Annotated in this window: 22 protein-coding genes; 16 read left to right on the top strand and 6 right to left on the bottom strand. The window is 57.0% G+C overall.

Annotated features, from left to right (window positions below; all coding sequences use genetic code 11):
* Nucleotides 1–17: 17 nt before the first annotated feature.
* Together sbcC and sbcD are read right to left on the bottom strand one after the other, a co-directional pair.
* Entirely contained in the window at nucleotides 18–3,149 is a 3,132-nt protein-coding gene (gene sbcC / locus LRS40_RS02085) for an exonuclease subunit SbcC (protein WP_231312983.1), read from the bottom strand.
* Nucleotides 3,146–4,351 carry an exonuclease subunit SbcD gene (gene sbcD / locus LRS40_RS02080; RefSeq protein ID WP_231312982.1) on the bottom strand — a complete coding sequence of 402 codons (1,206 nt, stop codon included), beginning with the start codon at nucleotides 4,349–4,351 and terminating at the stop codon, nucleotides 3,146–3,148. The genes sbcC and sbcD overlap by 4 nt, the downstream gene beginning before the upstream one ends.
* 194 nt (nucleotides 4,352–4,545) lie before the next feature.
* Here sbcD and phoB point away from each other — a divergent pair, with 194 nt between their 5' ends.
* The 5 genes from phoB (at nucleotide 4,546) to malZ (ending at nucleotide 11,683) form a co-directional block, all read left to right on the top strand.
* Complete coding sequence (gene phoB, locus LRS40_RS02075) at nucleotides 4,546–5,235, top strand: phosphate response regulator transcription factor PhoB (RefSeq protein ID WP_032616792.1); 690 nt, start codon at nucleotides 4,546–4,548, stop codon at nucleotides 5,233–5,235.
* A 21-nt stretch (nucleotides 5,236–5,256) separates the two neighbouring features.
* The gene (gene phoR, locus LRS40_RS02070) at nucleotides 5,257–6,552 is read left to right on the top strand and encodes a phosphate regulon sensor histidine kinase PhoR (RefSeq protein ID WP_142488404.1); all 1,296 of its coding nucleotides are present in this window, start codon (nucleotides 5,257–5,259) and stop codon (nucleotides 6,550–6,552) included.
* Nucleotides 6,553–6,961: 409 nt separating this feature from the next.
* Nucleotides 6,962–8,281 carry a branched-chain amino acid transporter carrier protein BrnQ gene (brnQ, locus tag LRS40_RS02065; protein WP_142488406.1) on the top strand — a complete coding sequence of 440 codons (1,320 nt, stop codon included), beginning with the start codon at nucleotides 6,962–6,964 and terminating at the stop codon, nucleotides 8,279–8,281.
* Nucleotides 8,282–8,360: 79 nt separating this feature from the next.
* Entirely contained in the window at nucleotides 8,361–9,734 is a 1,374-nt protein-coding gene (gene proY, locus LRS40_RS02060; protein WP_156263075.1) for a proline-specific permease ProY, read from the top strand.
* 131 nt (nucleotides 9,735–9,865) lie between these two features.
* Complete coding sequence (gene malZ / locus LRS40_RS02055; protein WP_231312981.1) at nucleotides 9,866–11,683, top strand: maltodextrin glucosidase; 1,818 nt, start codon at nucleotides 9,866–9,868, stop codon at nucleotides 11,681–11,683.
* Nucleotides 11,684–11,798: 115 nt separating this feature from the next.
* On the opposite strand, the gene LRS40_RS02050 is transcribed toward malZ, so the two are convergent.
* A complete protein-coding gene (locus LRS40_RS02050) occupies nucleotides 11,799–12,401 on the bottom strand; it encodes a peroxiredoxin C (protein WP_142488409.1) in 603 nt (200 codons plus the stop codon).
* A gap of 127 nt (nucleotides 12,402–12,528) precedes the next feature.
* A complete protein-coding gene (acpH, locus tag LRS40_RS02045) occupies nucleotides 12,529–13,110 on the bottom strand; it encodes an ACP phosphodiesterase (RefSeq protein WP_231312980.1) in 582 nt (193 codons plus the stop codon).
* Nucleotides 13,111–13,201: 91 nt separating this feature from the next.
* On the opposite strand from acpH, the gene queA reads away from it, so the two are divergent.
* From queA to LRS40_RS02010, 7 genes are all read left to right on the top strand, one after another.
* Nucleotides 13,202–14,272, top strand: a complete 1,071-nt coding sequence (queA, locus tag LRS40_RS02040; RefSeq protein WP_156263077.1) for a tRNA preQ1(34) S-adenosylmethionine ribosyltransferase-isomerase QueA — start codon at nucleotides 13,202–13,204, stop codon at nucleotides 14,270–14,272.
* A 53-nt stretch (nucleotides 14,273–14,325) separates the two neighbouring features.
* On the top strand, nucleotides 14,326–15,453 hold the full coding sequence (gene tgt, locus LRS40_RS02035; protein ID WP_106992120.1) for a tRNA guanosine(34) transglycosylase Tgt: 1,128 nt from the start codon (nucleotides 14,326–14,328) through the stop codon (nucleotides 15,451–15,453).
* Between the two features lie 22 nt (nucleotides 15,454–15,475).
* Nucleotides 15,476–15,808 carry a preprotein translocase subunit YajC gene (gene yajC / locus LRS40_RS02030; RefSeq protein WP_142488412.1) on the top strand — a complete coding sequence of 111 codons (333 nt, stop codon included), beginning with the start codon at nucleotides 15,476–15,478 and terminating at the stop codon, nucleotides 15,806–15,808.
* Nucleotides 15,809–15,833: 25 nt separating this feature from the next.
* Nucleotides 15,834–17,681: a protein translocase subunit SecD gene (gene secD / locus LRS40_RS02025; protein WP_142488413.1), complete on the top strand. Its 1,848-nt coding sequence runs from the start codon at nucleotides 15,834–15,836 to the stop codon at nucleotides 17,679–17,681.
* A gap of 10 nt (nucleotides 17,682–17,691) precedes the next feature.
* Nucleotides 17,692–18,663 (top strand): protein translocase subunit SecF, encoded by a 972-nt coding sequence (gene secF, locus LRS40_RS02020; protein ID WP_142488414.1) that lies wholly within the window; start codon nucleotides 17,692–17,694, stop codon nucleotides 18,661–18,663.
* A 141-nt stretch (nucleotides 18,664–18,804) separates the two neighbouring features.
* Nucleotides 18,805–19,170, top strand: coding sequence for a VOC family protein (locus LRS40_RS02015; RefSeq protein WP_156263078.1), 366 nt, complete (start codon nucleotides 18,805–18,807; stop codon nucleotides 19,168–19,170).
* A 14-nt stretch (nucleotides 19,171–19,184) separates the two neighbouring features.
* On the top strand, nucleotides 19,185–19,865 hold the full coding sequence (locus LRS40_RS02010) for a YafY family protein (RefSeq protein ID WP_231312979.1): 681 nt from the start codon (nucleotides 19,185–19,187) through the stop codon (nucleotides 19,863–19,865).
* Nucleotides 19,866–19,985: 120 nt separating this feature from the next.
* Here the strand turns inward: LRS40_RS02010 and LRS40_RS02005 are convergent, their stop codons facing one another.
* Nucleotides 19,986–20,870, bottom strand: a complete 885-nt coding sequence (locus LRS40_RS02005; RefSeq protein WP_231312978.1) for a nucleoside-specific channel-forming protein Tsx — start codon at nucleotides 20,868–20,870, stop codon at nucleotides 19,986–19,988.
* 262 nt (nucleotides 20,871–21,132) lie between these two features.
* On the bottom strand, nucleotides 21,133–21,672 hold the full coding sequence (locus LRS40_RS02000) for a DUF3251 domain-containing protein (protein ID WP_231312977.1): 540 nt from the start codon (nucleotides 21,670–21,672) through the stop codon (nucleotides 21,133–21,135).
* Between the two features lie 154 nt (nucleotides 21,673–21,826).
* Between LRS40_RS02000 and nrdR the strand changes: the two genes are divergently transcribed.
* The 4 genes from nrdR (at nucleotide 21,827) to nusB (ending at nucleotide 24,389) form a co-directional block, all read left to right on the top strand.
* A complete protein-coding gene (gene nrdR, locus LRS40_RS01995; protein WP_032616812.1) occupies nucleotides 21,827–22,276 on the top strand; it encodes a transcriptional regulator NrdR in 450 nt (149 codons plus the stop codon).
* A gap of 4 nt (nucleotides 22,277–22,280) precedes the next feature.
* The gene (gene ribD / locus LRS40_RS01990; protein WP_231312976.1) at nucleotides 22,281–23,387 is read left to right on the top strand and encodes a bifunctional diaminohydroxyphosphoribosylaminopyrimidine deaminase/5-amino-6-(5-phosphoribosylamino)uracil reductase RibD; all 1,107 of its coding nucleotides are present in this window, start codon (nucleotides 22,281–22,283) and stop codon (nucleotides 23,385–23,387) included.
* Nucleotides 23,388–23,477: 90 nt separating this feature from the next.
* Nucleotides 23,478–23,948, top strand: a complete 471-nt coding sequence (gene ribE, locus LRS40_RS01985) for a 6,7-dimethyl-8-ribityllumazine synthase (RefSeq protein ID WP_156263082.1) — start codon at nucleotides 23,478–23,480, stop codon at nucleotides 23,946–23,948.
* Between the two features lie 21 nt (nucleotides 23,949–23,969).
* Nucleotides 23,970–24,389 (top strand): transcription antitermination factor NusB, encoded by a 420-nt coding sequence (nusB, locus tag LRS40_RS01980; protein ID WP_032616814.1) that lies wholly within the window; start codon nucleotides 23,970–23,972, stop codon nucleotides 24,387–24,389.
* Nucleotides 24,390–24,456: the final 67 nt, after the last annotated feature.

Genomic DNA, 24,456 nt, shown 5'->3' with positions numbered 1-24,456 from the left:
CACTGCGCTTGCCCGGCCTACGAAACGGCAAATTCTTTATCCAGTCTGCTGTACCCCAGCCCGTTAATTTTCTTCACTTTGATCTGTACCGGAATGCGCTCTTTCATCGCCTCGACGTGGCTGATGACGCCGATGGTTTTGCCGCTGGCATTCAGCGCATCCAGGGCATCCAGGGCGGTATCCAGCGTTTCGCTGTCCAGGGTGCCGAAACCCTCATCAAGGAACAGCGAGTCAATCTGCGTTTTGTGGCTCACCAGGTCGGAGAGCGCCAGCGCCAGCGCCAGACTCACGAGGAAACTTTCGCCGCCGGAAAGGGTGCGGGTATCGCGCACGGCATCCGCCTGCCAGGTATCTACCACTTCCAGCTCCAGCGCGTCGCTGGCCTTGCGTTGCAGGAGGTAGCGGCCATGCAGGCGGGTCAGCTGCTGGTTGGCGAGCCACACCAGGTTGTCGAGGGTTAAGCCCTGGGCAAACTTACGGAAGCGATCCCCCTCTTTAGAACCGATCAGTGCGTTGAGATAACCCCAGTCATCCGCCAGCCGGGCTGCGGCCGCAATTTCCTGCATCAGGGCCTGCTGGTGCAGGCGGTTATCGCTGTCCTGCTTGAGCTGCTGGCGGATCTCCCCCTGGCGGGTGGTGTTTTCACGCAGCTTCTGCGCGAGCTGCTGTAGCTGCGCCTGTAAAAGCTGCACGTCTGTCGTCAGGTTGTCCGGGCGATGTTCCAGATGTTCGTTCAGGCGCTGGCCGGCCTGCTGAAGCAGCGCCGTGGCCTGCTGGATCTGATTTTCCAGAGTCTGTTTCAGCTGCTCGAGACGGTGAAGGGTCGCATCATCCAGCAGGGCCGCGAGAAACGCCTCGCGATCGCTGAAGACGCTGGCGGCCAGCGCGGCGGCAAACTGTTCCTGGGCGTGTTGCAGGCGTTCGCTTTCCAGCCTGAACTGCTGTTGCAGGGTGGCAAGCTGGCTGTGCAGGGAGACGCATTCGGTATGAATTTCGCGCCAGTTCTCCGGAATAACGCTTTCTGCTTCAATGGACTCCGTCGCCGGAAGGGTCTCCAGCAGCGGCGTCAGGGCAGCCATGCGTTCCCGCAGGGCGCTGTGCTGAGACTGCTGCGCCTGCCAGCGCTGCGACTCTTTTTCACGTTCCGCGAGCCAGACCGGCTCCCCACCGTCCTCAGGCATCGCCAGCGACAATTCCTGGAGGGATTTCTCCATCGCGGTGCGGGCTGCGGCCAGTTGCTGGAGATAGCCTTCTTCCTGGGCCTCTTCTTCATTCAGCTGGTTTTGCAGCGTCAGGCGCTGGCTAAGCTGGTAAAGCTGCTGCTCGTACTGCTCCTGCTGATTCAGCCAGGGGGCGATATCATCCTGAATATTCAACGTCACCGTCAGGGAAGCGCAAACCTGCTGCCACTCCTCGGTGAGCGCCTCCGCGTCCCGGGCCAGCGTCTGCGCCTCGTCTGTTTCCCGCTGCAGCTGGGTGGTGAGGGCATTCACCTGGCCCAGCAGCAGCAGGCCTTCCTCTTTGAGGGCGGCGACCTCTTTTTCCATCGCGTCCCGGCGGCGCTGGTTTTCCGTGAGCGCTAAGGCCTGGTACTGCGCGATCGCCGGATGTTCGGTGGAGCCACAGAGCAGGCAGGGTTTTCCGGATTCCAGTTCGGCCCGATAGCTCTCCAGCTTCTTGATCTTCTCTTCCTGCTCGCACAGGACTTTCAGATCGAGATAGTGCTGGTTTTTCTCTTTGTACTGCTGGCGGCGCAGCGTCAGCGTTTCGTTGAGTTTTGCGAGCTCGCCCTGCGCCTTTTGCACGCTTTCGTTATTCTGGCTGAGGCGCTTTTGCAGAGGCTGATAGCGGGCATGCAAGGTGGTCAGACGCTGGCGCGCCGCGCGGGCCTGGTTTTGCAGCGCCATTTCGGCGGTGACTTGTTCCGCCGTGAGCGTCAGCCTGTTTTCCGGCAGACCTGCCAGCTTCTGCCGTAATTCCGCAATACGCCGGGTCAGCGTCGCGAGCTGCGTTTTATCGCGATTCAGCTGGGTAAAGTGTGCACGCCAGCCTGCCATCTCCTGACCCCACTGGCGCAAGCGGTCGTGGTCGGCCAGCCACTGCGTCAGGGTGGTGAGCTCGGTCTGCAGCTGTTCCTGCGCACGCAGCGCTCCGTTGCGGATCCGCGCGCGCAGCGCCTCGCTGGACTGTAAGCGAGTATTCACATCCAGCATCTGCTGTTCCGTTTGCGCCAGGCGGATGCTCTGCTCCTGCTGCCGCTCCCACTGCGGACGCAGCAGGGCGGCGGGCTGGGCCAGATGCAGCTTTTCCAGCTCTGGCGTAGCGTCGGCCAGGGCCTGCTGCGCCTGCTGCCGGGCGGTCATCGACCGTTGCTGCTCACGCAACAGCTCATCGTGGCGGGTCAGCCAGTGAAAATCTTTCTGCTGCGCTTCCTGTTGAGCCAGCAGCTGTTGTTCTTCGTCAGTGAGTACCTGCAAACCTTGCTGAAGTTGCAGTTGCTGCTCGTCGCTGAGTAATACCACGCCGGCGGCCTGAGCTTCACGTCTTTCCAGCTCGCTGCGCGCCGCTTTGTGTTTTTCAAATACCATCGCCGAAATCTGGCCGTAAATTTCGGTGCCGGTCAGCTCCTCCAGCAGCTCGGCGCGCTCTTTCGGCCTGGCGTTGAGGAAAGCGGCAAATTGCCCCTGGGAGAGCAGCATCGAGCGGGTAAAGCGGTCATAGTCCAGCCCGGTCAGCGAGGCGACAAGCTCCAGCTTATCTTTCACTTTATCCGCGAGGATTTTGCCGTCCTCGCACTGGGCCAGCTCCACGCGCGGCACCTGGAGATTACCGTCCGGCTGATTGCGCGCCCGGTTCTGACTCCAGAAGGCGCGATAGGCCACCCCTTTCACCTCAAACTCCACCTCCGCCAGACACTCGGCGGTGTCACGGGTCATCAGATCGTTCTGCGATTGCGATACGGTGTTGAGGCGCGGCGTCTCGTGGTAGAGCGCGAGGCAGATGGCATCCAGCAGGGTCGTTTTCCCGGCGCCGGTAGGGCCGGTGATGGCAAACAGGCCGTTGCTGAGGAAGGGCTCGGCGGTAAAATCGATTTTCCATTCGCCCTTGAGCGAGTTGAGGTTTTTCAGGCGCAGGCTGAGAATTTTCATGCGTTATCCTCCTCGTTATCCAGGGCGTGCAGCGCATGGCTGAACAGCTCGTTTAACCGGGTTCGCTGGGCGTCGTCGAGGGTCTCCTGCGCCAGGCGGCGTTCGAACACCTCTTCCACGCGCAGCTCACTGAGGGTTTCACGCAGGCTGTTGGCGAGGAGCTTCTCGCGCAGCTCTCGACTGCGCCGCACCAGCAGCACCTCCACCGGCAGATCTTCCGTCAGGCGCTGAATCTTACGCTGCATGTCGTGCAGGTACTCCTCGGTGGCAATTTCGATATCCAGCCAGACGGGGGGCGTCTGCTCCACGCCGCGCCACTGCTCCAGCTGGGCGGCGATGGCCGCCAGATCGCCCTTCAGCACCGCCAGCGGTTGGGTGATGGGCACCTCCAGAGATTCAACGGCGCTGAGCTTACCCTGGTCAAAACTCACCAGATGCACGCATTTGCTTTTGCCGGTTTCGTCAAAGCTGAGGGGGATAGGGGATCCGCAGTAGCGAATGTGGTCGCAGCCGCCAATCTTCTGGGCGCGGTGGATATGGCCCAGCGCGATATAGTCCGCCGCCGGGAAATGCTGGGCGGGGAAGGCATCCAGCGTCCCGATATAGATGTCACGTACTGCGTCACTTTTACTGGCGCCGACGGTGGTGAGGTGCCCGGTGGCGATAATCGGCAGGACGCTGTCGCCGCGAAGCTGGCAGGCGGCGGTATACTGATCGGCATAATAGTGGGTGATGGCGGCTAACAGCTGCTGCTGTTTCTCCATCCCCGAGAGGCCCGCCTGGCTTTTCATCACGTCGCGAGGACGTAAGAACGGGATCGGACAGAGCACCGCTCCGGGGGTACCGTCGCGTTTGTGCAGAACTTGCGGCCCGTGACCGGCGCTGGCGACCACGGTGGTGTTGAGAAACGCCAGAATCTCACGGGATTCATTCAGCGTGGCCACGGAATCATGATTGCCCGCAACAATCACCAGATGGCAGCCGGTCTTCTGCAGATTGACCACGAAACGGTTATACAGCTCTCGCGCATAGCTGGGCGGCGATCCGGTGTCGAAGATGTCCCCGGCCACGAGGATGGCATCCACCTGGTGAGATTGTGCCATCTCAAGCAGCCAGTTGAGAAACGCTTCATGTTCGGCGGCGCGGCTTTTACTGTAAAAGTTTTGTCCCAGATGCCAGTCCGAGGTGTGAAGTATGCGCATAACAGATCCGTGGCAAAAAAAAGTAAGCGGGATTATAAACATTCAGGGGAAGGAAGATAACCGCTACAATCAGGGCGGCCAGAAAACAACGGCTTGCCTTTATTGGTGGGCAGGTTTTTCATAAATCTGTCATAAATCTGACGCATAATGACGCCGTATTACAAACATGTAACCTAAATAAGACAGGGCTAAGTATGGCGAGACGTATTCTGGTCGTAGAAGATGAAGCACCCATTCGTGAAATGGTCTGTTTCGTGCTCGAACAAAATGGCTTTCAACCGGTGGAAGCCGAAGATTACGACAGCGCGGTGAATCAGCTCAACGAACCCTGGCCCGATCTGATCCTGCTCGACTGGATGTTGCCCGGCGGCTCTGGTCTGCAATTCATCAAACATATCAAACGTGAAGCCTTAACCCGCGATATCCCGGTGATGATGTTGACGGCCCGCGGCGAAGAGGAAGATCGCGTTCGCGGTCTGGAGACCGGGGCGGATGACTACATTACCAAACCTTTCTCCCCGAAAGAGCTGGTGGCGCGTATCAAGGCGGTGATGCGCCGTATTTCACCGATGGCGGTGGAAGAGGTGATTGAGATGCAGGGCCTGAGCCTGGATCCTACTTCGCACCGCGTGATGACCGGTGAAAATCCTCTCGATATGGGACCGACCGAATTCAAACTGCTGCACTTCTTCATGACCCACCCGGAACGCGTCTACAGCCGCGAGCAGTTGCTCAATAATGTCTGGGGCACTAACGTGTATGTTGAAGACCGGACGGTGGATGTGCATATTCGTCGTCTGCGTAAGGCCCTGGAAACCAGCGGTCACGATCGCATGGTACAGACCGTCCGCGGCACGGGTTATCGTTTCTCAACCCGTTTCTGAACAATGACAGGAGTGTGACGCGTGCTGGAACGTCTGTCATGGAAAAGGCTCTGTTTTGAACTGGTCCTTTGCTGTATCCCGGCCCTGATCCTCGGGGCCGTTTTCGGTTATTTACCCTGGTTTTTGCTGACAGCAGTCACGGGATTGCTGATCTGGCACTTCTGGAATCTGCTCCGCCTCTCATGGTGGCTGTGGGTTGACAGAAGTATGACCCCACCGCCGGGCAGCGGCAGCTGGGAACCCCTTCTGTATGGTCTTCACCAGATGCAGATGCGTAATAAAAAACGCCGACGCGAGCTGGGTAGCCTGATCAAACGCTTTCGCAGCGGTGCGGAATCTCTGCCGGATGCAGTGGTGCTCACCACCGAAGAGGGAGCGATGTTCTGGTGTAACGGACTGGCGCAACAGCTGCTGGGCCTGCGCTGGCCTGACGATAATGGACAGAACATCCTCAACCTGCTGCGCTACCCCGAGTTTGCGCAGTATCTGAAGAAACGCGATTTCACCCGCCCGCACAATCTGGTGCTGAACAACGGTCGCCATCTGGAGATCCGCGTCATGCCCTACAGCGACAAACAGTGGCTGATGGTGGCACGCGATGTGACGCAAATGCACCAGCTGGAAGGGGCGCGGCGCAACTTCTTCGCCAACGTCAGCCATGAGTTACGCACCCCACTGACGGTGTTGCAGGGCTATCTGGAGATGATGCAGGAGCAGACCCTGGAGGGCGCGCCGCGGGAAAAAGCGCTCCAGACCATGCGCGAGCAGACGCAGCGCATGGAAGGGCTGGTGAAGCAGCTGCTGACCCTCTCCCGTATTGAGGCTGCGCCAACCCTGGCGCTCAACGAAACCATCGACGTGCCGATGATGTTGCGGATGTTAGAGCGCGAGGCGCAAACCCTGAGCCAGCAGCAACATCAGCTCACCTTCGAGGTGGATAACAGCCTCAAAGTGCGCGGCAGTACCGATGAGCTGCGCAGCGCCATCTCCAACCTGGTTTATAACGCGGTGAATCACACTCCGGCGGGCACCCACATTACCGTGCGCTGGCAGCATGCGCCCACGGGGGCGGAGTTCAGCGTGGAAGACAATGGCCCGGGTATCGGTCCGGAGCACATTCCCCGTCTTACCGAGCGTTTTTATCGGGTGGATAAAGCCCGTTCTCGCCAGACGGGCGGCAGCGGACTGGGGCTGGCTATCGTGAAGCACGCCATCAATCACCACGACAGCCGTCTCGATATCGTCAGCACGCCGGGTAAAAGCACGCGTTTCAGTTTCGTGATCCCGGAACGTTTGATTGCCAGTAACAGCGCCTGACGACCCTCCTGTAATCAGATATTGCCACAGGCCAGCGTAAGCTGGCCTGTTTGCTTTGCAGTCAACCGAAGCGCGGGTAAATTTTATACGCCTGATGCTTTTTTGTTCGCATGATTAGCCATGGGTTTTTCTGATAATTGGTGTAATGTTTCAGGTCTTACTTTCAACCTGGCATATTGTTCTGGTTTTGCGATCCCATATTGCCTTTAAACGTTATAAGCGTTTAAATTGCCCTCCTGATATTGTCGGACAGACTGTATTTGCGTGGTAAATCGAAAAAATATTCCTGACCACGGCAGCAGGGGAGCATTTCCCGCTGAAATTGCACATTTTTTCCGCTGTTTTGTTCCGCATGGGATAGCGAAAAATTCAACGTTTTCAACACCACATCCACAGGCAGTAAGGTTTTATGACCCATCAATTGAAATCGCGCGATATCATCGCACTGGGCTTTATGACATTTGCGCTGTTCGTTGGCGCGGGCAACATCATCTTTCCACCAATGGTGGGTCTTCAGGCGGGTGAACACGTCTGGACCGCGGCGATCGGCTTTCTGATCACCGCAGTGGGCCTGCCGGTACTGACCGTCGTGGCGCTGGCGAAAGTAGGCGGCGGCGTCGACAGCCTCAGCGCGCCAATTGGTAAAGTCGCCGGGGTGATGCTGGCCGTGGTCTGCTACCTGGCGATCGGTCCGCTGTTTGCGACCCCGCGTACCGCGACCGTCTCCTTCGAAGTGGGAATTGCCCCGCTGACCGGCGATGGCCCGCTGCCGCTGTTTATCTACAGCCTGGTCTATTTCGCCATCGTGATCCTGGTGTCGCTCTATCCTGGCAAGCTGCTGGATACCGTGGGCAACTTCCTGGCCCCAATGAAGATTCTGGCCCTGTTGGTGCTGGCTGTAGCGGCGATTGTCTGGCCTGCTGGCCCGCTGAGCTCCGCCACCGAAGCCTATCAGAACGCCGCTTTCTCTAACGGTTTCGTGAACGGTTACCTGACCATGGATACGCTGGGCGCAATGGCATTCGGTATCGTGATCGTTAACGCTGCGCGTTCCCGCGGCGTGACCGAAGCGCGTCTGCTGACCCGCTACACCGTCTGGGCTGGCCTGATGGCGGGCGCTGGGCTGGCGCTGCTCTATCTGGCGCTGTTCCGTCTGGGTTCCGACAGCAGCGTGCTGGTTGACCAGGGCGCGAACGGTGCGGCTATTCTGCATGCCTACGTTCAGCACACCTTTGGCGGCGCGGGCAGCATGATGCTGGCTATCCTGATCTTCCTGGCCTGTCTGGTGACGGCGGTTGGCCTGACCTGTGCCTGTGCGGAGTTCTTTGCTCAGTACGTTCCGCTCTCTTACCGTACGCTGGTGTTTATCCTCGGCGGCTTCTCGATGGCGGTGTCGAACCTGGGGCTGAGCCATCTTATTCAGGTCTCTATTCCGGTGCTGACCACCATCTACCCGCCGTGCATCGTGCTGGTGGTGTTGAGCTTCACCCGCGGCTGGTGGAATAATTCCACACGAATTATCGCTCCGGCCATGTTTATCAGTCTGCTTTTTGGTATGCTTGACGGTATTAAGGCATCGGCAATCAGCGCCATGCTGCCCGCCTGGACACAGCGTCTGCCGCTGTCTGAACAGGGTCTGGCGTGGCTGATGCCTACCGTTGTTGCACTGGTACTGGCTATTATCTGGGATCGTGCTGCAGGGCGTCAGGTTACATCGAACGCGCACTAATCAACGGCTGAATGTTAAACCACGGGGCGTAATGCCCCGTGGTTTTTTGTTTTTTTTAGTCTGAATGGCATGACAACAAATGGAAAGCACTAACAAACTCAAGCGTGGATTGAGCGCCCGCCACATCCGCTTTATGGCGCTGGGTTCTGCAATCGGCACCGGTCTTTTTTATGGCTCGGCAGATGCCATCAAAATGGCCGGTCCCAGCGTTCTGCTGGCTTATCTTATCGGCGGTGTTGCCGCCTACATCATCATGCGTGCGCTGGGGGAGATGTCCGTTCATAACCCGTCGGCCAGCTCCTTCTCCCGCTATGCCCAGGAAAACTTAGGCCCGCTCGCCGGCTATATCACCGGCTGGACCTACTGCTTCGAAATCCTGATTGTGGCCATCGCCGACGTGACGGCCTTTGGCATCTATATGGGCGTCTGGTTCCCGACCGTGCCGCACTGGGTCTGGGTACTCAGCGTGGTGCTGATCATCTGCGCCATCAACCTGATGAGCGTGAAGGTGTTTGGCGAGCTGGAGTTCTGGTTCTCCTTCTTTAAAGTCGCCACCATCATCATCATGATTGCTGCCGGTATTGGCATCATCATCTGGGGAATTGGCAACGGCGGACAACCGACCGGGATCCATAATCTGTGGAGCAACGGCGGCTTCTTCAGTAACGGCTGGATAGGCATGGTGATGTCGCTGCAGATGGTGATGTTTGCCTACGGCGGGATCGAAATCATCGGCATTACCGCCGGTGAAGCGAAAGATCCAGAGAAGTCTATTCCGCGCGCCATCAACTCGGTGCCGATGCGTATTCTGGTCTTCTACGTGGGGACGCTGTTCGTGATCATGTCCATCTACCCGTGGAACCAGGTTGGTACTAACGGCAGCCCATTTGTGCTCACCTTCCAGCATCTGGGGATCACCTTTGCCGCCAGCATCCTTAACTTTGTGGTGCTGACCGCCTCGCTCTCCGCCATTAACGCCGATGTCTTTGGCGTGGGGCGTATGCTGCACGGCATGGCAGAGCAGGGCAGCGCGCCGAAGGCCTTCGCCAAAACCTCCAGCCGCGGCACGCCGTGGGTGACGGTGCTGGTGATGACCGTTGCGCTGCTGCTGTCGGTCTATCTGAACTACATCATGCCGGAGAACGTCTTCCTGGTGATTGCCTCCCTGGCGACCTTCGCCACCGTCTGGGTGTGGATCATGATCCTGATGTCGCAGATTGGCTTCCGTCGTCGTCTGTCGCCTGAAGAGGTAAAAGCGCTGAAGTTTAAAGTGCCGGGCGGCGTGGCAAGTACCGTTGGCGGTCTGATCTTCCTGGTCTTTATTATCGGCCTGATTGGTTACCACCCGGAAACCCGCATCTCGCTGTATGTCGGCTTCGCTTGGATTGCCCTGCTGCTGGTGGGCTGGGTATTTAAACGCCGCCGCGAGCGCCAGTTAGCGGAAGTGCAGTAATCAGAATGCCCGGCAAAAGCCGGGCATTTTTCTCCTCCCCCTTCCTCCTCCCCCAATAAACCTCTTCGTGAGGAGTGAACATCAACTACCCTGTGGCAAGGTGACCTCATTTCTGGGAAAGGGGATAAGAGATGTTGAATGCATGGCACCTGCCGGTTGCCCCATTTGTTAAGCAAAACAACGATAAACTCGTCATCACGCTGTGGCTGACGGGTGAGCACCTGCCTGAGCGGGTGACAATGCGCGCTGAATTCGATAATGAAGAGACCTCGCTGCCGATGCACAAGCTGCGCAGCCAGCCGCAGCCCGGCGTCACCGCCTGGCGGGCGACCATCGACACAACCAAAGGGCAGCCGCGCCACCGCTACAGCTTTAAAATGCTCTGGCATAACCGCCAGCTGTGGTTCACCCCGCAGGGGTTCAGCCGCTTTCCACCCGCCCGGCTGGAGCAGTTCGCCGTCGACTACCCGGATGCCGGGCCAGAGTGGGTGGTGGAACAGGTCTTTTATCAGATCTTCCCGGACCGCTTCGCCCGCAGCCAGCAGCGCGATCCGGAGCGGGACAAAACGCACTATCACCATGCCGCCGGCCACGAGACCATCTTCCATGAATGGGATGAACCGGTCACCGCCCAGGCGGGGGGCTCAACCTTTTACGGCGGCGATCTGGACGGCATCAGCGAGAAGCTGCCCTACCTGAAAAAACTCGGCGTTACGGCGCTGTACCTCAACCCGGTGTTTGTCGCTCCCAGCGTGCATAAGTACGACACCGAAGATTACCGTCACGTGGATGAGCAGTTTGGCGGCGATGAGGCCCTGTTACGCCTGCGGGAAAATACCCACCGGGAAGGGATGCGCCTGATCCTGGACGGCGTGTTTAACCACAGCGGCGATTCCCACGCCTGGTTCGACCGCCATAACCGCGGAACCGGCGGCGCCTGCCATAACCCGGACTCGTCCCAGCGGGACTGGTACAGCTTTGACGACGAGGGCCGCGCCCTCGACTGGCTGGGCTATGCCAGCTTACCTAAGCTGGATTACCAGTCCCCGACGCTGGTAAACGAGATCTACGGCGGCGAGGACAGTATCGTCCGCCACTGGCTGAAAGCGCCGTGGAATATGGACGGCTGGCGGCTGGATGTGGTGCACATGCTGGGAGAAGGGGGCGGGGCACGCCATAACCTGCAGCACGTGGCCGGGATCACCCGTTCCGCGAAGCAGGCCCGACCCGATGCCTTCGTCTTTGGCGAGCATTTTGGTGACGCCCGCCAGTGGCTGCAGGCCGATGCGGAAGATTCGGCGATGAACTACCGCGGCTTCACCTTCCCGCTGTGGGGCTTCCTCGCCAATACCGATATCTCCTACGATCCGCAGCACATCGACGCTGAAACCTGCATGAAATGGATGGATAACTATCGCGCCAGCCTGTCGCATCAGCAGCAGCTCCGCATGTTTAACCAGCTCGACAGCCATGACACTGCCCGCTTTAAGTCGCTGCTCGGCAAGGATGTCGCGCGCCTGCCGCTGGCGGTCACCTGGCTGTTTACCTGGCCTGGCGTGCCGTGTATTTATTACGGGGACGAGGTGGGGCTGGACGGCAATAACGATCCGTTCTGCCGTAAGACCTTCCCGTGGGAGACCGAAAAGCAGGACCCGGTACTGTTTAAGCTCTATCAGCGGCTGATTAAACTGCGTAAACAGAGCCAGGCGCTGCGCTACGGCGGTTGCCAGGTGGTCTACGCCCATGACAACGTGGTGGTGTTTATGCGCGTCTACAACCAGCAGCGGGTGCTGGTAGCCATCAATCGGGGCGATGCCTGTGAGGTGGTGATCGACGATTCGCCGCTGCTGAAGGTCAATCAGTGGCAGCTAAAAGAGGGGAAAGGGGTGGCGCAGGAGGGCGTTCTCTCTCTTCCAGCGATCTCTGCCACCGTCTGGTTCGGCAATTAATCCTTTGCGTTGCCGGGCGGCACTACGTTTGCCCGGCCTACAAAAAGCGGGGTCGCCTAAACCGCCTCCATAAAAAAGGCCCGCATCTGCGGGCCTTTTTCGTAAACCGTGCCGATTACAGGCTGGATACGTTCTCGGTCAGGTATTTAGCAACGCCTGCTGGAGAAGCGGCCATACCTTCTTTACCTTTTTCCCACTGAGCCGGGCACACTTCGCCGTGCTCTTCGTGGAACTGCAGCGCGTCAACCATACGCAGCATTTCGTCGATGTTACGACCCAGTGGCAGATCGTTCACGACCTGGTGACGCACGATACCGTTAGCGTCGATCAGGAAGGAGCCGCGCAGGGCAACGCCCGCGTCCGGATGCTCGATACCGTAAGCCTGCTGGATTTCACGTTTGATGTCCGCAACCATCGCGTATTTCACTGGACCGATGCCGCCGTTGTCGACAGGGGTGTTACGCCATGCGTTGTGTACAAACTCAGAGTCGAAGGAGACGCCAACCACTTCCACGCCACGCTTCTGGAATTCTTCGTAACGCTTGTCGAACGCGATCAGTTCAGACGGGCAAACGAAGGTGAAGTCCATTGGCCAGAAGAACAGAACGGTGGCTTTACCGTTGGTGTGCTGTTTGAAGTTGAAGTTCTCAACGATTTCACCGTTGCCCAGAACGGCTGCAGCTGTAAAATCCGGGGCCGGACGAGTTACCAGAACCATATGATTCTCCTGTAGATACTAAGGTTATTTGGAACGCAACGCGGGCCAGTATAGAGAGTGTTCGCCCTAAAGACAAAGAGGCGCTGACAATCGTTAATCCAGCTTTTACCTATCAATCGCGGTTGTATTAAAGCTGCTTAGATTTCGCCTGCTCCATCATTCGCGGATAGAACTGCCAGAAGCGGGTCTCCAGCGCGTCGTAGTGGGCATCCAGATCCTGCCAGGAGTCGCGCAGGGCGTCGAGACGCGGGCGGCGGCTGGCCATCCCGTTAAGCACCCGCTGAATGAAGTCCATCTCGCTATAGCGCTCAAGCCAGCGCTCCGACCACAGGTAATTATTCAGATTCACAAAGCGCGGGGGAGAGTCCGGGAGAATGATTGCCACCTGGGCGTGGGCATAGCGTACGAACGCCGGCAGGGGCATCTCCGGGGAGAGCTGTTCCCAGTGGCGGGAGACGAAGTGATCCCACATCACATCCAGCGTAATGGGGGCGACACGGCGGGTCTCCGGGCGGAACCACTCCTTCGCTTCTTTTACTTCGGGCAGATTGTCGGTCATGACGTCGATCCGGCGATGCATAAAAATGCCCTCTACGACATCGGCGGGGTAATCCTCGGCGGGATTGCCGCGCACAAAATCGGCCAGCAAATTGCCGGAAAGAGAGCTGTCAGCGAGATGGGCGAGGTGCAGGTGAGCGAGAAAATTCATGCGATTCGTTATCCGGGGTCGGCTAGTTGTTGCAGCAAAGAGGTGTGAGCACTAGACTAAGCCGCCTGTTTTTAAGTCACGAGTATATGCCATGCGCGTCGCCGATTTCTCCTTTGATTTACCCGAGTCCCTGATTGCCCACTATCCTATGCCTGAGCGCAGTAGCTGCCGCTTATTGTCGCTGGATGGGCCGACGGGTGCGCTGACGCACGGTACTTTCACCGATTTGCTCGACAAGCTCAACCCAGGCGACCTGCTGGTGTTCAACAACACCCGGGTGATCCCGGCCCGTCTGTTCGGCCGCAAAGCCAGCGGCGGCAAGATCGAAGTGCTGGTCGAAAGAATGCTCGATGATAAACGTATTCTGGCACATATTCGCGCCTCCAAGGCACCAAAGCCGGGCGCGGAGCTGCTGCTGGGCGATGACGAGAGCATCAACGCCACCATGGTGGCGCGCCACGACGCGCTCTTTGAAGTTGAGTTTAATGACGAGCGTACGGTGCTGGATATTCTGAACACCATCGGCCACATGCCGCTGCCGCCGTACATTGAGCGTCCGGATGAAGAGGCTGACCGCGAGCTGTATCAGACCGTCTACAGCCAGAAGCCTGGCGCGGTAGCTGCGCCGACGGCGGGCCTGCACTTTGATGAACCTTTGCTGGAAAAGCTGCGTGCAAAAGGCATTGAGATGGCGTTTGTGACCCTGCATGTGGGTGCAGGCACCTTCCAGCCGGTGCGGGTGGACAGCATTGAAGACCACATCATGCACTCCGAGTACGCCGAAGTGCCGCAGGAGGTTGTGGATGCCGTGATGGCGGCGAAAGCGCGCGGTAACCGCGTCATTGCAGTCGGTACCACCTCGGTTCGCTCGCTGGAAAGCGCTGCCCAGGCTGCCAAAAACGATCTGATCGAACCCTTCTTTGGCGACACACAAATCTTCATCTACCCGGGTTATCAATATCAGGTAATCGATGCGCTGGTGACCAACTTCCACCTGCCGGAGTCGACTTTGATCATGCTGGTATCGGCTTTTGCTGGTTATCAAAACACCATGAATGCCTACAAGGCTGCGGTAGAACAAAAATATCGGTTTTTTAGCTACGGTGACGCGATGTTTATCACGTACAATCCGCAGGCTTTGAATGAACGTGTCGGGGAATAACGCCGCGGCACTGGTCTAACGCGCCGGACTGTTTTTCTGACGCTGGAGAAAAAATGAAATTTGAACTTGATACCACCGATGGTCGCGCTCGCCGTGGCCGTCTGGTGTTCGATCGCGGCGTAGTAGAAACGCCTGCTTTCATGCCTGTGGGCACCTACGGCACCGTAAAAGGGATGACGCCGGAAGAAGTTGAAGCCACAGGCGCGCAAATTATCCTCGGCAACACCTTCCACCTGTGGCTGCGCCCGGGCCAGGAAGTGATGAAGCTGCACGGCGATCTGCATGACTTTATGCAGTGGAAGGGCCCAATCCTGACCGACTCCGGCGGATTCCAGGTCTTCAGCCTCGGTGACATCCGTAAGATCACCGAAAAAGGCGTCCATTTCCGTAACCCTATCAACGGCGACCCGATCTTCCTCGATCCGGAAAAATCGATGGAGATTCAATACGATCTCGGTTCCGATATTGTAATGATCTTCGACGAATGTACGCCATACCCGGCAGACTGGGACTACGCTAAACGCTCGATGGAGATGTCGCTGCGTTGGGCGAAGCGCAGCCGCGACCGCTTTGATGGCCTCGGTAACAAAAATGCGCTGTTCGGCATTATTCAGGGAAGCGTTTACGAAGATTTACGCGATATCTCTGTTAAAGGTCTGGTAGAGATAGGTTTTGATGGCTACGCTGTCGGCGGTCTGGCTGTGGGTGAGCCGAAGGAAGATATGCACCGTATTCTGGAGCATGTTTGCCCGCAAATTCCAACAGATAAGCCTCGATACCTGATGGGCGTCGGCAAACCAGAAGATCTGGTTGAAGGCGTGCGTCGCGGCATTGATATGTTCGACTGCGTTATGCCGACCCGCAACGCCCGTAATGGTCACCTGTTCGTGACCGACGGCGTGGTAAAAATCCGTAATGCGAAGCATAAAAGCGATACCAGCACGCTTGATGCCGAGTGCGATTGCTATACCTGTCGGAATTATTCTCGTGCCTATTTGCATCATCTTGATCGTTGTAATGAAATACTGGGCGCGCGTCTCAACACGATTCATAACCTTCGCTATTACCAGCGCTTAATGGCTGGTTTACGCAAGGCTATCGAAGAGGGTAAATTAGAGAGCTTCGTGACCGATTTTTACCAACGACAGGGTCGGGATGTTCCACCTTTGAACGTTGATTAATTTATTTAATGAGGGAATTTTAATGAGCTTTTTTATTTCTGATGCGGTAGCGGCAACAGGTGCACCGGCGCAGGGCAGCCCGATGTCTCTGATTCTGATGCTGGTGGTGTTCGGTCTGATCTTCTATTTCATGATCCTGCGTCCACAGCAGAAGCGCACCAAAGAGCACAAAAAGCTGATGGACTCCATCGCGAAAGGCGATGAAGTGCTGACTAACGGTGGTCTGGTAGGTCGTGTAAGCAAAGTAGCAGAAAACGGCTACATCGTTATCGCGCTGAACGATACTACTGAAGTAGTGATTAAACGTGACTTCGTCGCTGCCGTTCTGCCGAAAGGCACCATGAAAGCGCTGTAATTAACTTTTCCCAAAGGGAACTGCCGTGTTAAACCGTTATCCTTTGTGGAAGTACGTCATGCTGGTCGTCGTCATTGTCGTCGGCCTGCTGTATGCGCTTCCCAACCTGTATGGTGAGGATCCGGCTGTTCAAATCACTGGCGCGCGCGGCGTCGCCGCCAGTGAGCAAACGCTGATCCAGGTCCAGAAAACTTTACAAGAAGAAAAAATTACCGCTAAGTCTGTGGCACTGGAAGAGGGCGCTATTCTTGCTCGCTTCGACTCCACCGACACGCAGCTCCGCGCTCGTGAAGCGCTGATGGGCGTGATGGGTGATAAATATGTCGTGGCGTTGAACCTTGCTCCTGCAACGCCGCGTTGGTTAGCTGCTATCAACGCGGAGCCGATGAAACTCGGTCTCGACCTGCGTGGCGGCGTGCACTTCCTGATGGAAGTGGATATGGAAACCGCGCTCGGCAAACTCCAGGAACAAAACATCGACAGCCTGCGTAGCGATCTGCGCGACAAAGGCATCCCTTACACCACCGTGCGTAAGGAAGATAATTACGGGATGAGCATCGCGTTCCGCGACAGCAACGCCCGCGATCAGGCGATGGATTACCTGACCCAGCGTCATCGCGACCTGGTGCTCTCTTCTCAGGGCAGCAACCAGCTGCGTGCGGTGATGACCGATGAACGTCTGAAAGAAGCGCGTGAATACGCGGTTCAGCAGAACATCAACATCCTGCGTAACCGTGTAAACCAGCTTGGCGTTGCTGAACCACTGGTACAGCGTCAGGGGGCTGACCGTATCGTGGTTGAGCTGCCGGGTATCCAGGATACCGCGCGTGCGAAAGAAATTCTGGGCGCGACTGCGACCCTCGAATTCCGTCTGGTGAACACCAGCGTCGATCAGTCCGCCGTCACCTCTGGCCGCGTTCCGGGCGATTCTGAAGTGAAACAGACCCGTGAAGGCCAGCCGGTTGTCATGTACAAGCGGGTGATCCTGACCGGTGACCATATCACCGACTCGACCTCCAGCCAGGACGAATACAACCAGCCGCAGGTTAACATCTCGCTTGATAGCGCGGGTGGTAACATTATGTCTAACTTCACCAAGGACAACATCGGTAAGCCGATGGCGACCCTGTTCGTGGAGTACAAAGACAGCGGTAAAAAAGATGCTAACGGTCGCTCCATCCTGGTGAAAGAGGAAGAGGTGATTAACATCGCCAACATCCAGTCTCGCCTGGGTAACAGCTTCCGTATCACCGGTATCAACAACCCGAACGAAGCGCGTCAGCTCTCGCTGCTGCTGCGTGCCGGTGCGCTGATTGCGCCGATTCAGATTGTGGAAGAGCGTACTATCGGTCCAACCCTGGGTATGCAGAACATCACCCAGGGTCTGGAAGCCTGCCTGGCGGGTCTGATTATCTCCATCATCTTTATGATCTTCTTCTATAAGAAGTTCGGCCTGATTGCGACCAGTGCGCTGATCGCTAACCTGGTGCTGATTGTGGGCATTATGTCCCTGCTGCCGGGGGCGACGCTCACCATGCCAGGCATTGCGGGTATCGTTCTGACCCTTGCGGTGGCGGTCGACGCCAACGTACTGATCAACGAACGTATCAAAGAAGAACTGAGCAACGGTCGCTCTGTCCAACAGGCGATTGACGAAGGTTATCGTGGTGCTTTCAGCTCCATCTTTGATGCGAACGTAACAACACTGATTAAGGTTATTATCCTGTATGCAGTGGGTACCGGCGCGATCAAGGGCTTTGCTATTACCACCGGTATTGGTGTGGCAACGTCAATGTTTACCGCTATCGTCGGCACCCGTGCCATCGTGAACCTGCTGTACGGCGGCAAGCGCGTTAAAAAGCTGTCTATCTGAGGAGTGCGTTGTGGCACAGGAATATACTGTTGAACAATTGAACTACGGCCGTAAAGTCTGGGACTTTATGCGCTGGGACTACTGGGCCTTTGGCATATCAGGTTTTCTGCTGATCCTCTCCATCGCCATCATCGGCGTGAAGGGCTTCAACTGGGGTCTCGATTTTACCGGTGGTACGGTCATTGAGATCACCCTGGAAAAACCGGTCGATATGGACCAGATGCGTCAGTCGCTCGAGAAGGCGGGCTTTGAAGAGCCGCTGCTGCAGAACTTCGGCAGCAGCCGCGACATCATGGTGCGCATGCCGCCGGTGAAAGATGCCAACGGCAGCCAGGAGCTGGGCAGCAAGGTTGTGACCGTGATTAACGAAACGACCAGCCAGAATGCGACGGTAAAACGTATTGAATTCGTTGGCCCGAGCGTGGGTGCGGATCTGGCCCAGACCGGTGCGATGGCACTGCTGGTGGCGCTGCTCTGTATCCTGGCGTATGTCGGTTTCCGCTTCGAGTGGCGTCTGGCAGCCGGGGTGGTTATCGCTCTGGCGCACGACGTGGTGATCACCATGGGCGTTCTGTCGCTGTTCCATATCGAGATTGACCTGACCATCGTGGCCTCGTTGATGTCGGTTATCGGTTACTCGCTGAACGACAGTATCGTAGTATCGGACCGTATCCGTGAAAACTTCCGTAAGATCCGTCGCGGTACGCCGTACGAAATCTTTAACGTGTCGTTGACCCAGACGCTGCACCGTACCTTGATCACCTCCGGGACTACCCTGATGGTGATCCTGATGCTGTATCTCTTCGGCGGCCCGATTCTGGAAGGCTTCTCGTTGACCATGCTGATCGGTGTCTCCATCGGTACGGCCTCGTCCATCTACGTCGCGTCCGCGCTGGCGTTGAAGCTGGGCATGAAGCGCGAGCACCTGCTTCAGCAGAAAGTAGAAAAAGAAGGGGCGGATCAGCCGTCCATTCTGCCGTAACACGACATTTATTTGTCAGCGAAATCCCGGTCTTATGGCCGGGATTTTTTTTGCCTGCTCCTGACAAACACTCCTGACAGTATGCTGTCAGGAGGCCTGTCGTAGACTCCTTCTGAACCCAAACAACAGGCAGGAGGATGTATGAAAAGTGTGATTAACTGGTTTGAAATTCCGGTCGCGGATATGGATCGTGCCATCAAATTTTACGAGCCAGTGCTGCAGGTGGCGCTGAGACGCGAGAAAATGGATTGCGCCGAGCTTGCGGTTTTCCCGCATGAGGATCCGGCCACCGGCGGTGCATTGGCAAAATTTGACGGCATTGTACCGTCTCATGAAGGCGCTATTATTTATCTCCATACTGACAATCTGGCAGCTACGCTCGATCGTATCGTTACGGCAGGCGGTGAGTGCGTGTTTGGGCCGCTGGAGCTACCGCGCGGCATTGGCACTATCGCTTTGTTTACCGACAGCGAAGGCAATCGCGTCGGCCTCCATCAACCCGCCTGAGAGCTGAAGATAATATGACCCGACGCGCCGACCGTTTGTTTCAGATTGTGCAGATCCTGCGTGGCAGGCGGCTGACCACGGCTGCGCATCTGGCGGACAGGCTCGGCGTTTCTGAACGTACGGTTTATCGCGATATCCGGGATCTGTCCCTCTCTGGCGTGCCGGTGGAAGGGGAGGCGGGGAGCGGCTATCGGCTGATGTCGGGCTTTGACCTGCCGCCGCTGATGCTGACCAACAAAGAATCCGAGGCGCTGATGGTGGCGATCCGCCTGCTTAAAACCTGGGGCGGGGAGTTGCTGTCACGTGAGCTGGAGTCTGCGCAGGAAAAGGTGCTGGCGATCCTGCCGGAGGAGAGCCGCCGCAAGGCCGAGCAGACCCGGATTTATGCCCCGGATATCGCGATGCAACCCCACTCCCGCAGCGGTTTCGATGCGATCCATCAGGCGATCTCCGCTCAGCGGGTGCTGGGGCTGCACTATCGCGATGAGAGTGGGCAGTTGTCCTCCCGCAACGTACAGCCGCTGGGTTTGTTCTTCTGGGGCGAGCACTGGCTGTTGGCGGCTTGGTGCGAACGGCGCGATGACTATCGCTGTTTCCGGCTCCACAGGTGTCTCAATATCACGATGACGGACAGACGCTTTAGCGAAAGTGCGGATCGTTCGCTGGCGGATTTTTTGAGGAAGGTGAAGCAATAAAAAATCCAGCTTTTTAGCTGGCTTTTATGCCGGGTGGCGCTTCGCTTACCCGGCATACGGGTCCAACAGGTCTTGTAGGCCGGGTAAGGCGTAGCCGCCACCCGGCGATACAGGCACTGATTAGAAGTTATAACCCACAACCAGATAACCACCCCAGCCGGTAGAACGGACGCTGAAGTCGCCGTCGCCGAAGTTCAGGCTGGCATCGTCGTTCCACTGACCACCGTTGTGCCAGTAACGTGCAACAACAGAGTAGTGCCAGTGATCGTAGTTCAGGGCCAGGATGTGGCTGGAAGCGATGGAGTCGTTGGTACGCGCTTTCTTACCGTTCAGGTCACGGAAGTCGTCGTTGCCCAGGTCTGAACCCCAGTCAAAGTTGGTGAAGCCGATGTAGCTCAGGTTGCCGCCCCACAGCTGGGTGATTGGCACAAAGTATTTCACTTTGAAACGGTAGCCATCCCACTCGTTTTCGTTCGCGGCACCGTAGTTCTGCCACTGGTATTTGGCATACACGTTCATGGACAGGCTCATCGGCAGACCGGTGTCGATGTCAGTCCCCAGACCCATGTACCAGGTGCTCTGACGACCGGACTTGTTGCGGCCCATGTCGTAGATATAGTTGTTTGCGACGTACCACTCTTTGAACGGACCAAACGCCAGGCTGGTGCCGGTCAGCTTGTCGATGGAGAAGCGTGGTTCGATCTCCATGAACAGTGGGGAACCGTGGTTCCAGATACCCTTCGCATCAGTGTTACCACCGAAGAAGACCGGCGCATCCATGTAACCATAGATATCAAACCAGTCTTTCTTAGCGAACGCTTCGTATTCCAGGTAGGTATCGTTGCGGATCTGCGGTCCGAAACGGGTATGGTAGCTGCCGACGACGTTAACGCTCTGGTGCCACCAGTCGGAAACGTACTCTGGTTTATCGTTTTCTGCTGCCTGCACAGCGAAAGTTGAAGAAAGTGCCAGCGCTGCACCGGCTGCCAGTAATGTTTTTTTCATAATGATGCCACTGATTTGAAATCCCTTACGGGAGTGAAAAAGGCGCGAATTGCGTTTCTAAATATTTCGTATTTCTGGGAGCCTATTATAGGAATCCTTGCTCACAAAAATATGTGTTGTTTCACAGTTCTCTCACATACGTAATCGATTGCGTTCACGTTTGCGTATTTTTAACGGAGCGGATTGTAATAGCAAACATTTCTGTTGCCAATGTTTGTAACCAAAGACGGGGGCGGAACGTGAAAGACGTTCCGCTGAGGAATTATTGCGCGACGGGCTGAATATCGTGGATGCGGATAAAACCGAGCCGATCGGGCGTCATGCCGTTTAGCTGCAGCGGGATGTCGACATCGCTGGGGGCCAGAACGCTGGCCGGGGCATTAATCAGCTGGGTCTGGACGTTCATCTCCTGGAAACTGTCGGTGGTGCCCTGGATCTGGCCCCACTCAACGGTGGCGCTGAAAGCCGGCAGCGGATCGTTTGATTCGCCCTGGATGCGCAGCGTGGCCCGGGTGCCGTCGGCGTTTGGCGCGACGTTCACCAGCGACATCTTCAGCGTACCAATCTGGCTGTTCAGCCGGGCAGGGGTATTCGACCCCGTCAGCAGATAGACGCCGCTGGTCGATTTGGCGTTCAGCGCATTCTGCTGGGTGATCTTGACGGTTTCCTGGTTGAGCTTGTTCATGGTTGTGTTCAGTGAACTGATGCTCTGATTCATCTGGCGCACTTCGCTTTGCTGTGCGCAGGCGCTGAGGCTGAAAAGGCTGCCCAGCAGCAGAACATGTAGGTAACGTCTTGTCATGGCAATTATTTCCCTGAAATAACGGATTCTGCTAAGGGTAGTCAACGAAGCTCCCTGGCGTATAGATCCTTTATCTCAAAAAACGCTCCTTCTTTGTTGTCAGCCCAGTTCGGGGTAAAATGGAATTCAGTCAACCCGATAGCCAGGACACCGTATGCATTGCCCATTCTGTCTCGCCGTGGATACCAAAGTAATCGACTCCCGTCTCGTGGGAGAGGGCTCATCCGTACGCCGCCGTCGTCAGTGCCTGGTGTGTAACGAACGCTTCACCACCTTTGAGGTGGCGGAGCTGGTGATGCCCCGCGTTGTGAAAAGTAACGACGTCCGCGAACCCTTCAACGAAGAAAAGCTGCGCAGCGGGATGCTAAAAGCACTGGAAAAACGGCCAGTCAGCGCAGATGACGTCGAAATGGCGCTTAACCACATCAAAACCCAGCTGCGCGCCACCGGCGAGCGTGAGGTGCCGAGCAAAATGATCGGCAACCTGGTGATGGAACAGCTTAAAAAGCTTGATAAAGTTGCCTATATCCGCTTTGCCTCTGTTTACCGCAGTTTTGAAGACATCAAAGAATTCGGTGAAGAGATCGCCCGTCTACAGGACTAAGCACATGCAGGATGAGATTTACATGGCGCGAGCGCTGAAGCTGGCGCAACGCGGGCGGTTTACCACCCATCCCAATCCGAACGTCGGCTGCGTTATCGTTAAGGATGGCGAGATCGTCGGGGAAGGTTTTCACTATCGTGCCGGTGAGCCGCATGCTGAAGTCCATGCCCTGCGCATGGCCGGAGAGAAGGCGCGCGGCGCAACCGCCTACGTCACGCTGGAACCCTGCAGCCATCACGGACGCACGCCGCCGTGCTGCGATGCCCTTATTGCGGCGGGCGTTGCACGGGTTGTCGCGGCGATGCAGGATCCCAATCCGCAGGTCGCCGGTCGCGGTCTTTATCGCCTCCAGCAGGCGGGGATTGAGGTCAGCCACGGCCTGATGATGAGTGAAGCCGAGCGCCTGAATAAAGGTTTCCTCAAACGGATGCGGACCGGTTTTCCCTATATCCAGCTGAAGCTGGGCGCCTCCCTGGATGGCCGCACGGCGATGGCCAGCGGCGAAAGCCAGTGGATCACCTCCCCGCAGGCAAGGCGCGATGTGCAACGTCTGCGCGCGCAAAGCCATGCTATCCTCACCAGTCATGCCACCGTGCTGGCCGACGATCCTGCGCTGACCGTGCGCTGGGATGAGCTAAACGCTGATACCCAGGCGCTCTACCCGCAGGAGAATTTACGCCAGCCGCTGCGGATTGTGGTTGATCGGCAGAATCGGGTCACCCCTGAGCACCGCATTGTGCAGCAGCCGGGCGAGACCTGGTTTGCCCGCACCCGGGAAGATGCGCGCAGCTGGCCGGAAGGCGTGCGCAGCATTCTGGTGCCGGAGCACAACGGGCATCTGGATCTGGTAGTGCTGATGATGCTGCTGGGTAAACAGCATCAGATCAACAGCATCTGGGTTGAAGCCGGCCCAACGCTGGCTGGGGTTCTATTACAGGCCGGGCTGGTGGATGAGCTGATTGTCTATCTGGCGCCTAAACTGTTAGGCAGCGACGCACGCGGCCTGTGCGTGTTGCCAGGGCTGGAAAAACTGGCGGATGCGCCCGCGTTTAACTTTAGCGAGATACGCCCGGTTGGACCGGATTTCTGTCTCCACCTGACCACCGCGTAAGGCTTGCCTAAATAGGGAAGCAGTGCGCAAAATATTATGATAAAATCCGCCCCCCTGCGGGGCCACCAAATGAACCCGTTAAGGAAGAGTATGAACATTATTGAAGCAGCCGTTGCTACCCCGGACGCTCACGTCGCCATCACCATTGCGCGTTTCAACAACTTCATCAACGACAGCCTGCTGGATGGCGCGATTGACGCCCTGAAACGTATCGGCCAGGTGAAAGACGAAAACATTACCGTTGTCTGGGTTCCGGGTGCTTACGAACTGCCTCTGGCAGCGGGCGCACTGGCGAAAACCGGCAAATACGATGCGGTTATCGCGCTGGGTACCGTGATTCGTGGCGGCACCGCGCATTTTGAATATGTTGCGGGTGGTGCAAGCAACGGTCTGGCGCACGTGGCACAGGATGCAGAAATTCCTGTCGCTTTCGGCGTACTCACCACTGAAAGTATTGAACAAGCCATCGAACGCGCTGGCACCAAAGCCGGTAACAAAGGTGCAGAAGCTGCACTGACTGCGCTTGAAATGATCAATGTATTGAAAGCCATCAAGGCCTGATTTTTTTGTAAGGGGAATTCCGTGAAACCTGCTGCTCGTCGCCGCGCCCGTGAATGTGCCGTCCAGGCACTTTACTCCTGGCAGTTGTCCCAGAACGACATCGCTGATGTTGAATACCAGTTCCTGGCGGAACAAGACGTCAAAGACGTTGACGTCGTGTACTTCCGTGAACTGCTGTCGGGAGTGGCGACTAATAGCGCGTATCTCGACGGTCTGATGAAGCCGTACCTGTCCCGTCTGCTCGAAGAGCTGGGCCAGGTTGAAAAAGCTGTGCTGCGTATCGCACTGTTTGAGCTGTCGAAGCGTGATGATGTGCCTTACAAAGTGGCCATCAACGAAGCGATCGAACTGGCGAAAACCTTCGGTGCTGAAGACAGCCATAAATTTGTGAATGGCGTGCTGGATAAAGCTGCACCTGCGATCCGTCCCCGTAAAAAGTGATCCGCAAGCCGGAGTTTCGTATCGCCTTCGGGCGGTGCGGGCTCCGGTTTTTTTATTTTCTTTGCTG

The organism is Leclercia sp. G3L, assembly GCF_021117075.1.
GTDB lineage: Bacteria > Pseudomonadota > Gammaproteobacteria > Enterobacterales > Enterobacteriaceae > Enterobacter > Enterobacter adecarboxylatus_C.
Note: the sequence above shows the minus strand (reverse complement) of the source record. Positions and strands in the feature narration are given on the sequence as shown.

Excerpts from the sequence above, each read along its gene's own strand:
- sbcC (WP_231312983.1), bottom strand. The coding sequence starts at position 3,149 with ATGAAAATTCTCAGCCTGCGCCTGAAAAACCTCAACTCGCTCAAGGGC.
- sbcD (WP_231312982.1), bottom strand. The coding sequence starts at position 4,351 with ATGCGCATACTTCACACCTCGGACTGGCATCTGGGACAAAACTTTTAC.
- phoB (WP_032616792.1), top strand. The coding sequence starts at position 4,546 with ATGGCGAGACGTATTCTGGTCGTAGAAGATGAAGCACCCATTCGTGAA.
- brnQ (WP_142488406.1), top strand. The coding sequence starts at position 6,962 with ATGACCCATCAATTGAAATCGCGCGATATCATCGCACTGGGCTTTATG.
- proY (WP_156263075.1), top strand. The coding sequence starts at position 8,361 with ATGGAAAGCACTAACAAACTCAAGCGTGGATTGAGCGCCCGCCACATC.
- malZ (WP_231312981.1), top strand. The coding sequence starts at position 9,866 with ATGTTGAATGCATGGCACCTGCCGGTTGCCCCATTTGTTAAGCAAAAC.
- LRS40_RS02050 (WP_142488409.1), bottom strand. The coding sequence starts at position 12,401 with ATGGTTCTGGTAACTCGTCCGGCCCCGGATTTTACAGCTGCAGCCGTT.
- acpH (WP_231312980.1), bottom strand. The coding sequence starts at position 13,110 with ATGAATTTTCTCGCTCACCTGCACCTCGCCCATCTCGCTGACAGCTCT.
- queA (WP_156263077.1), top strand. The coding sequence starts at position 13,202 with ATGCGCGTCGCCGATTTCTCCTTTGATTTACCCGAGTCCCTGATTGCC.
- tgt (WP_106992120.1), top strand. The coding sequence starts at position 14,326 with ATGAAATTTGAACTTGATACCACCGATGGTCGCGCTCGCCGTGGCCGT.
- yajC (WP_142488412.1), top strand. The coding sequence starts at position 15,476 with ATGAGCTTTTTTATTTCTGATGCGGTAGCGGCAACAGGTGCACCGGCG.
- LRS40_RS02015 (WP_156263078.1), top strand. The coding sequence starts at position 18,805 with ATGAAAAGTGTGATTAACTGGTTTGAAATTCCGGTCGCGGATATGGAT.
- LRS40_RS02010 (WP_231312979.1), top strand. The coding sequence starts at position 19,185 with ATGACCCGACGCGCCGACCGTTTGTTTCAGATTGTGCAGATCCTGCGT.
- LRS40_RS02005 (WP_231312978.1), bottom strand. The coding sequence starts at position 20,870 with ATGAAAAAAACATTACTGGCAGCCGGTGCAGCGCTGGCACTTTCTTCA.
- LRS40_RS02000 (WP_231312977.1), bottom strand. The coding sequence starts at position 21,672 with ATGACAAGACGTTACCTACATGTTCTGCTGCTGGGCAGCCTTTTCAGC.
- nrdR (WP_032616812.1), top strand. The coding sequence starts at position 21,827 with ATGCATTGCCCATTCTGTCTCGCCGTGGATACCAAAGTAATCGACTCC.
- ribD (WP_231312976.1), top strand. The coding sequence starts at position 22,281 with ATGCAGGATGAGATTTACATGGCGCGAGCGCTGAAGCTGGCGCAACGC.
- ribE (WP_156263082.1), top strand. The coding sequence starts at position 23,478 with ATGAACATTATTGAAGCAGCCGTTGCTACCCCGGACGCTCACGTCGCC.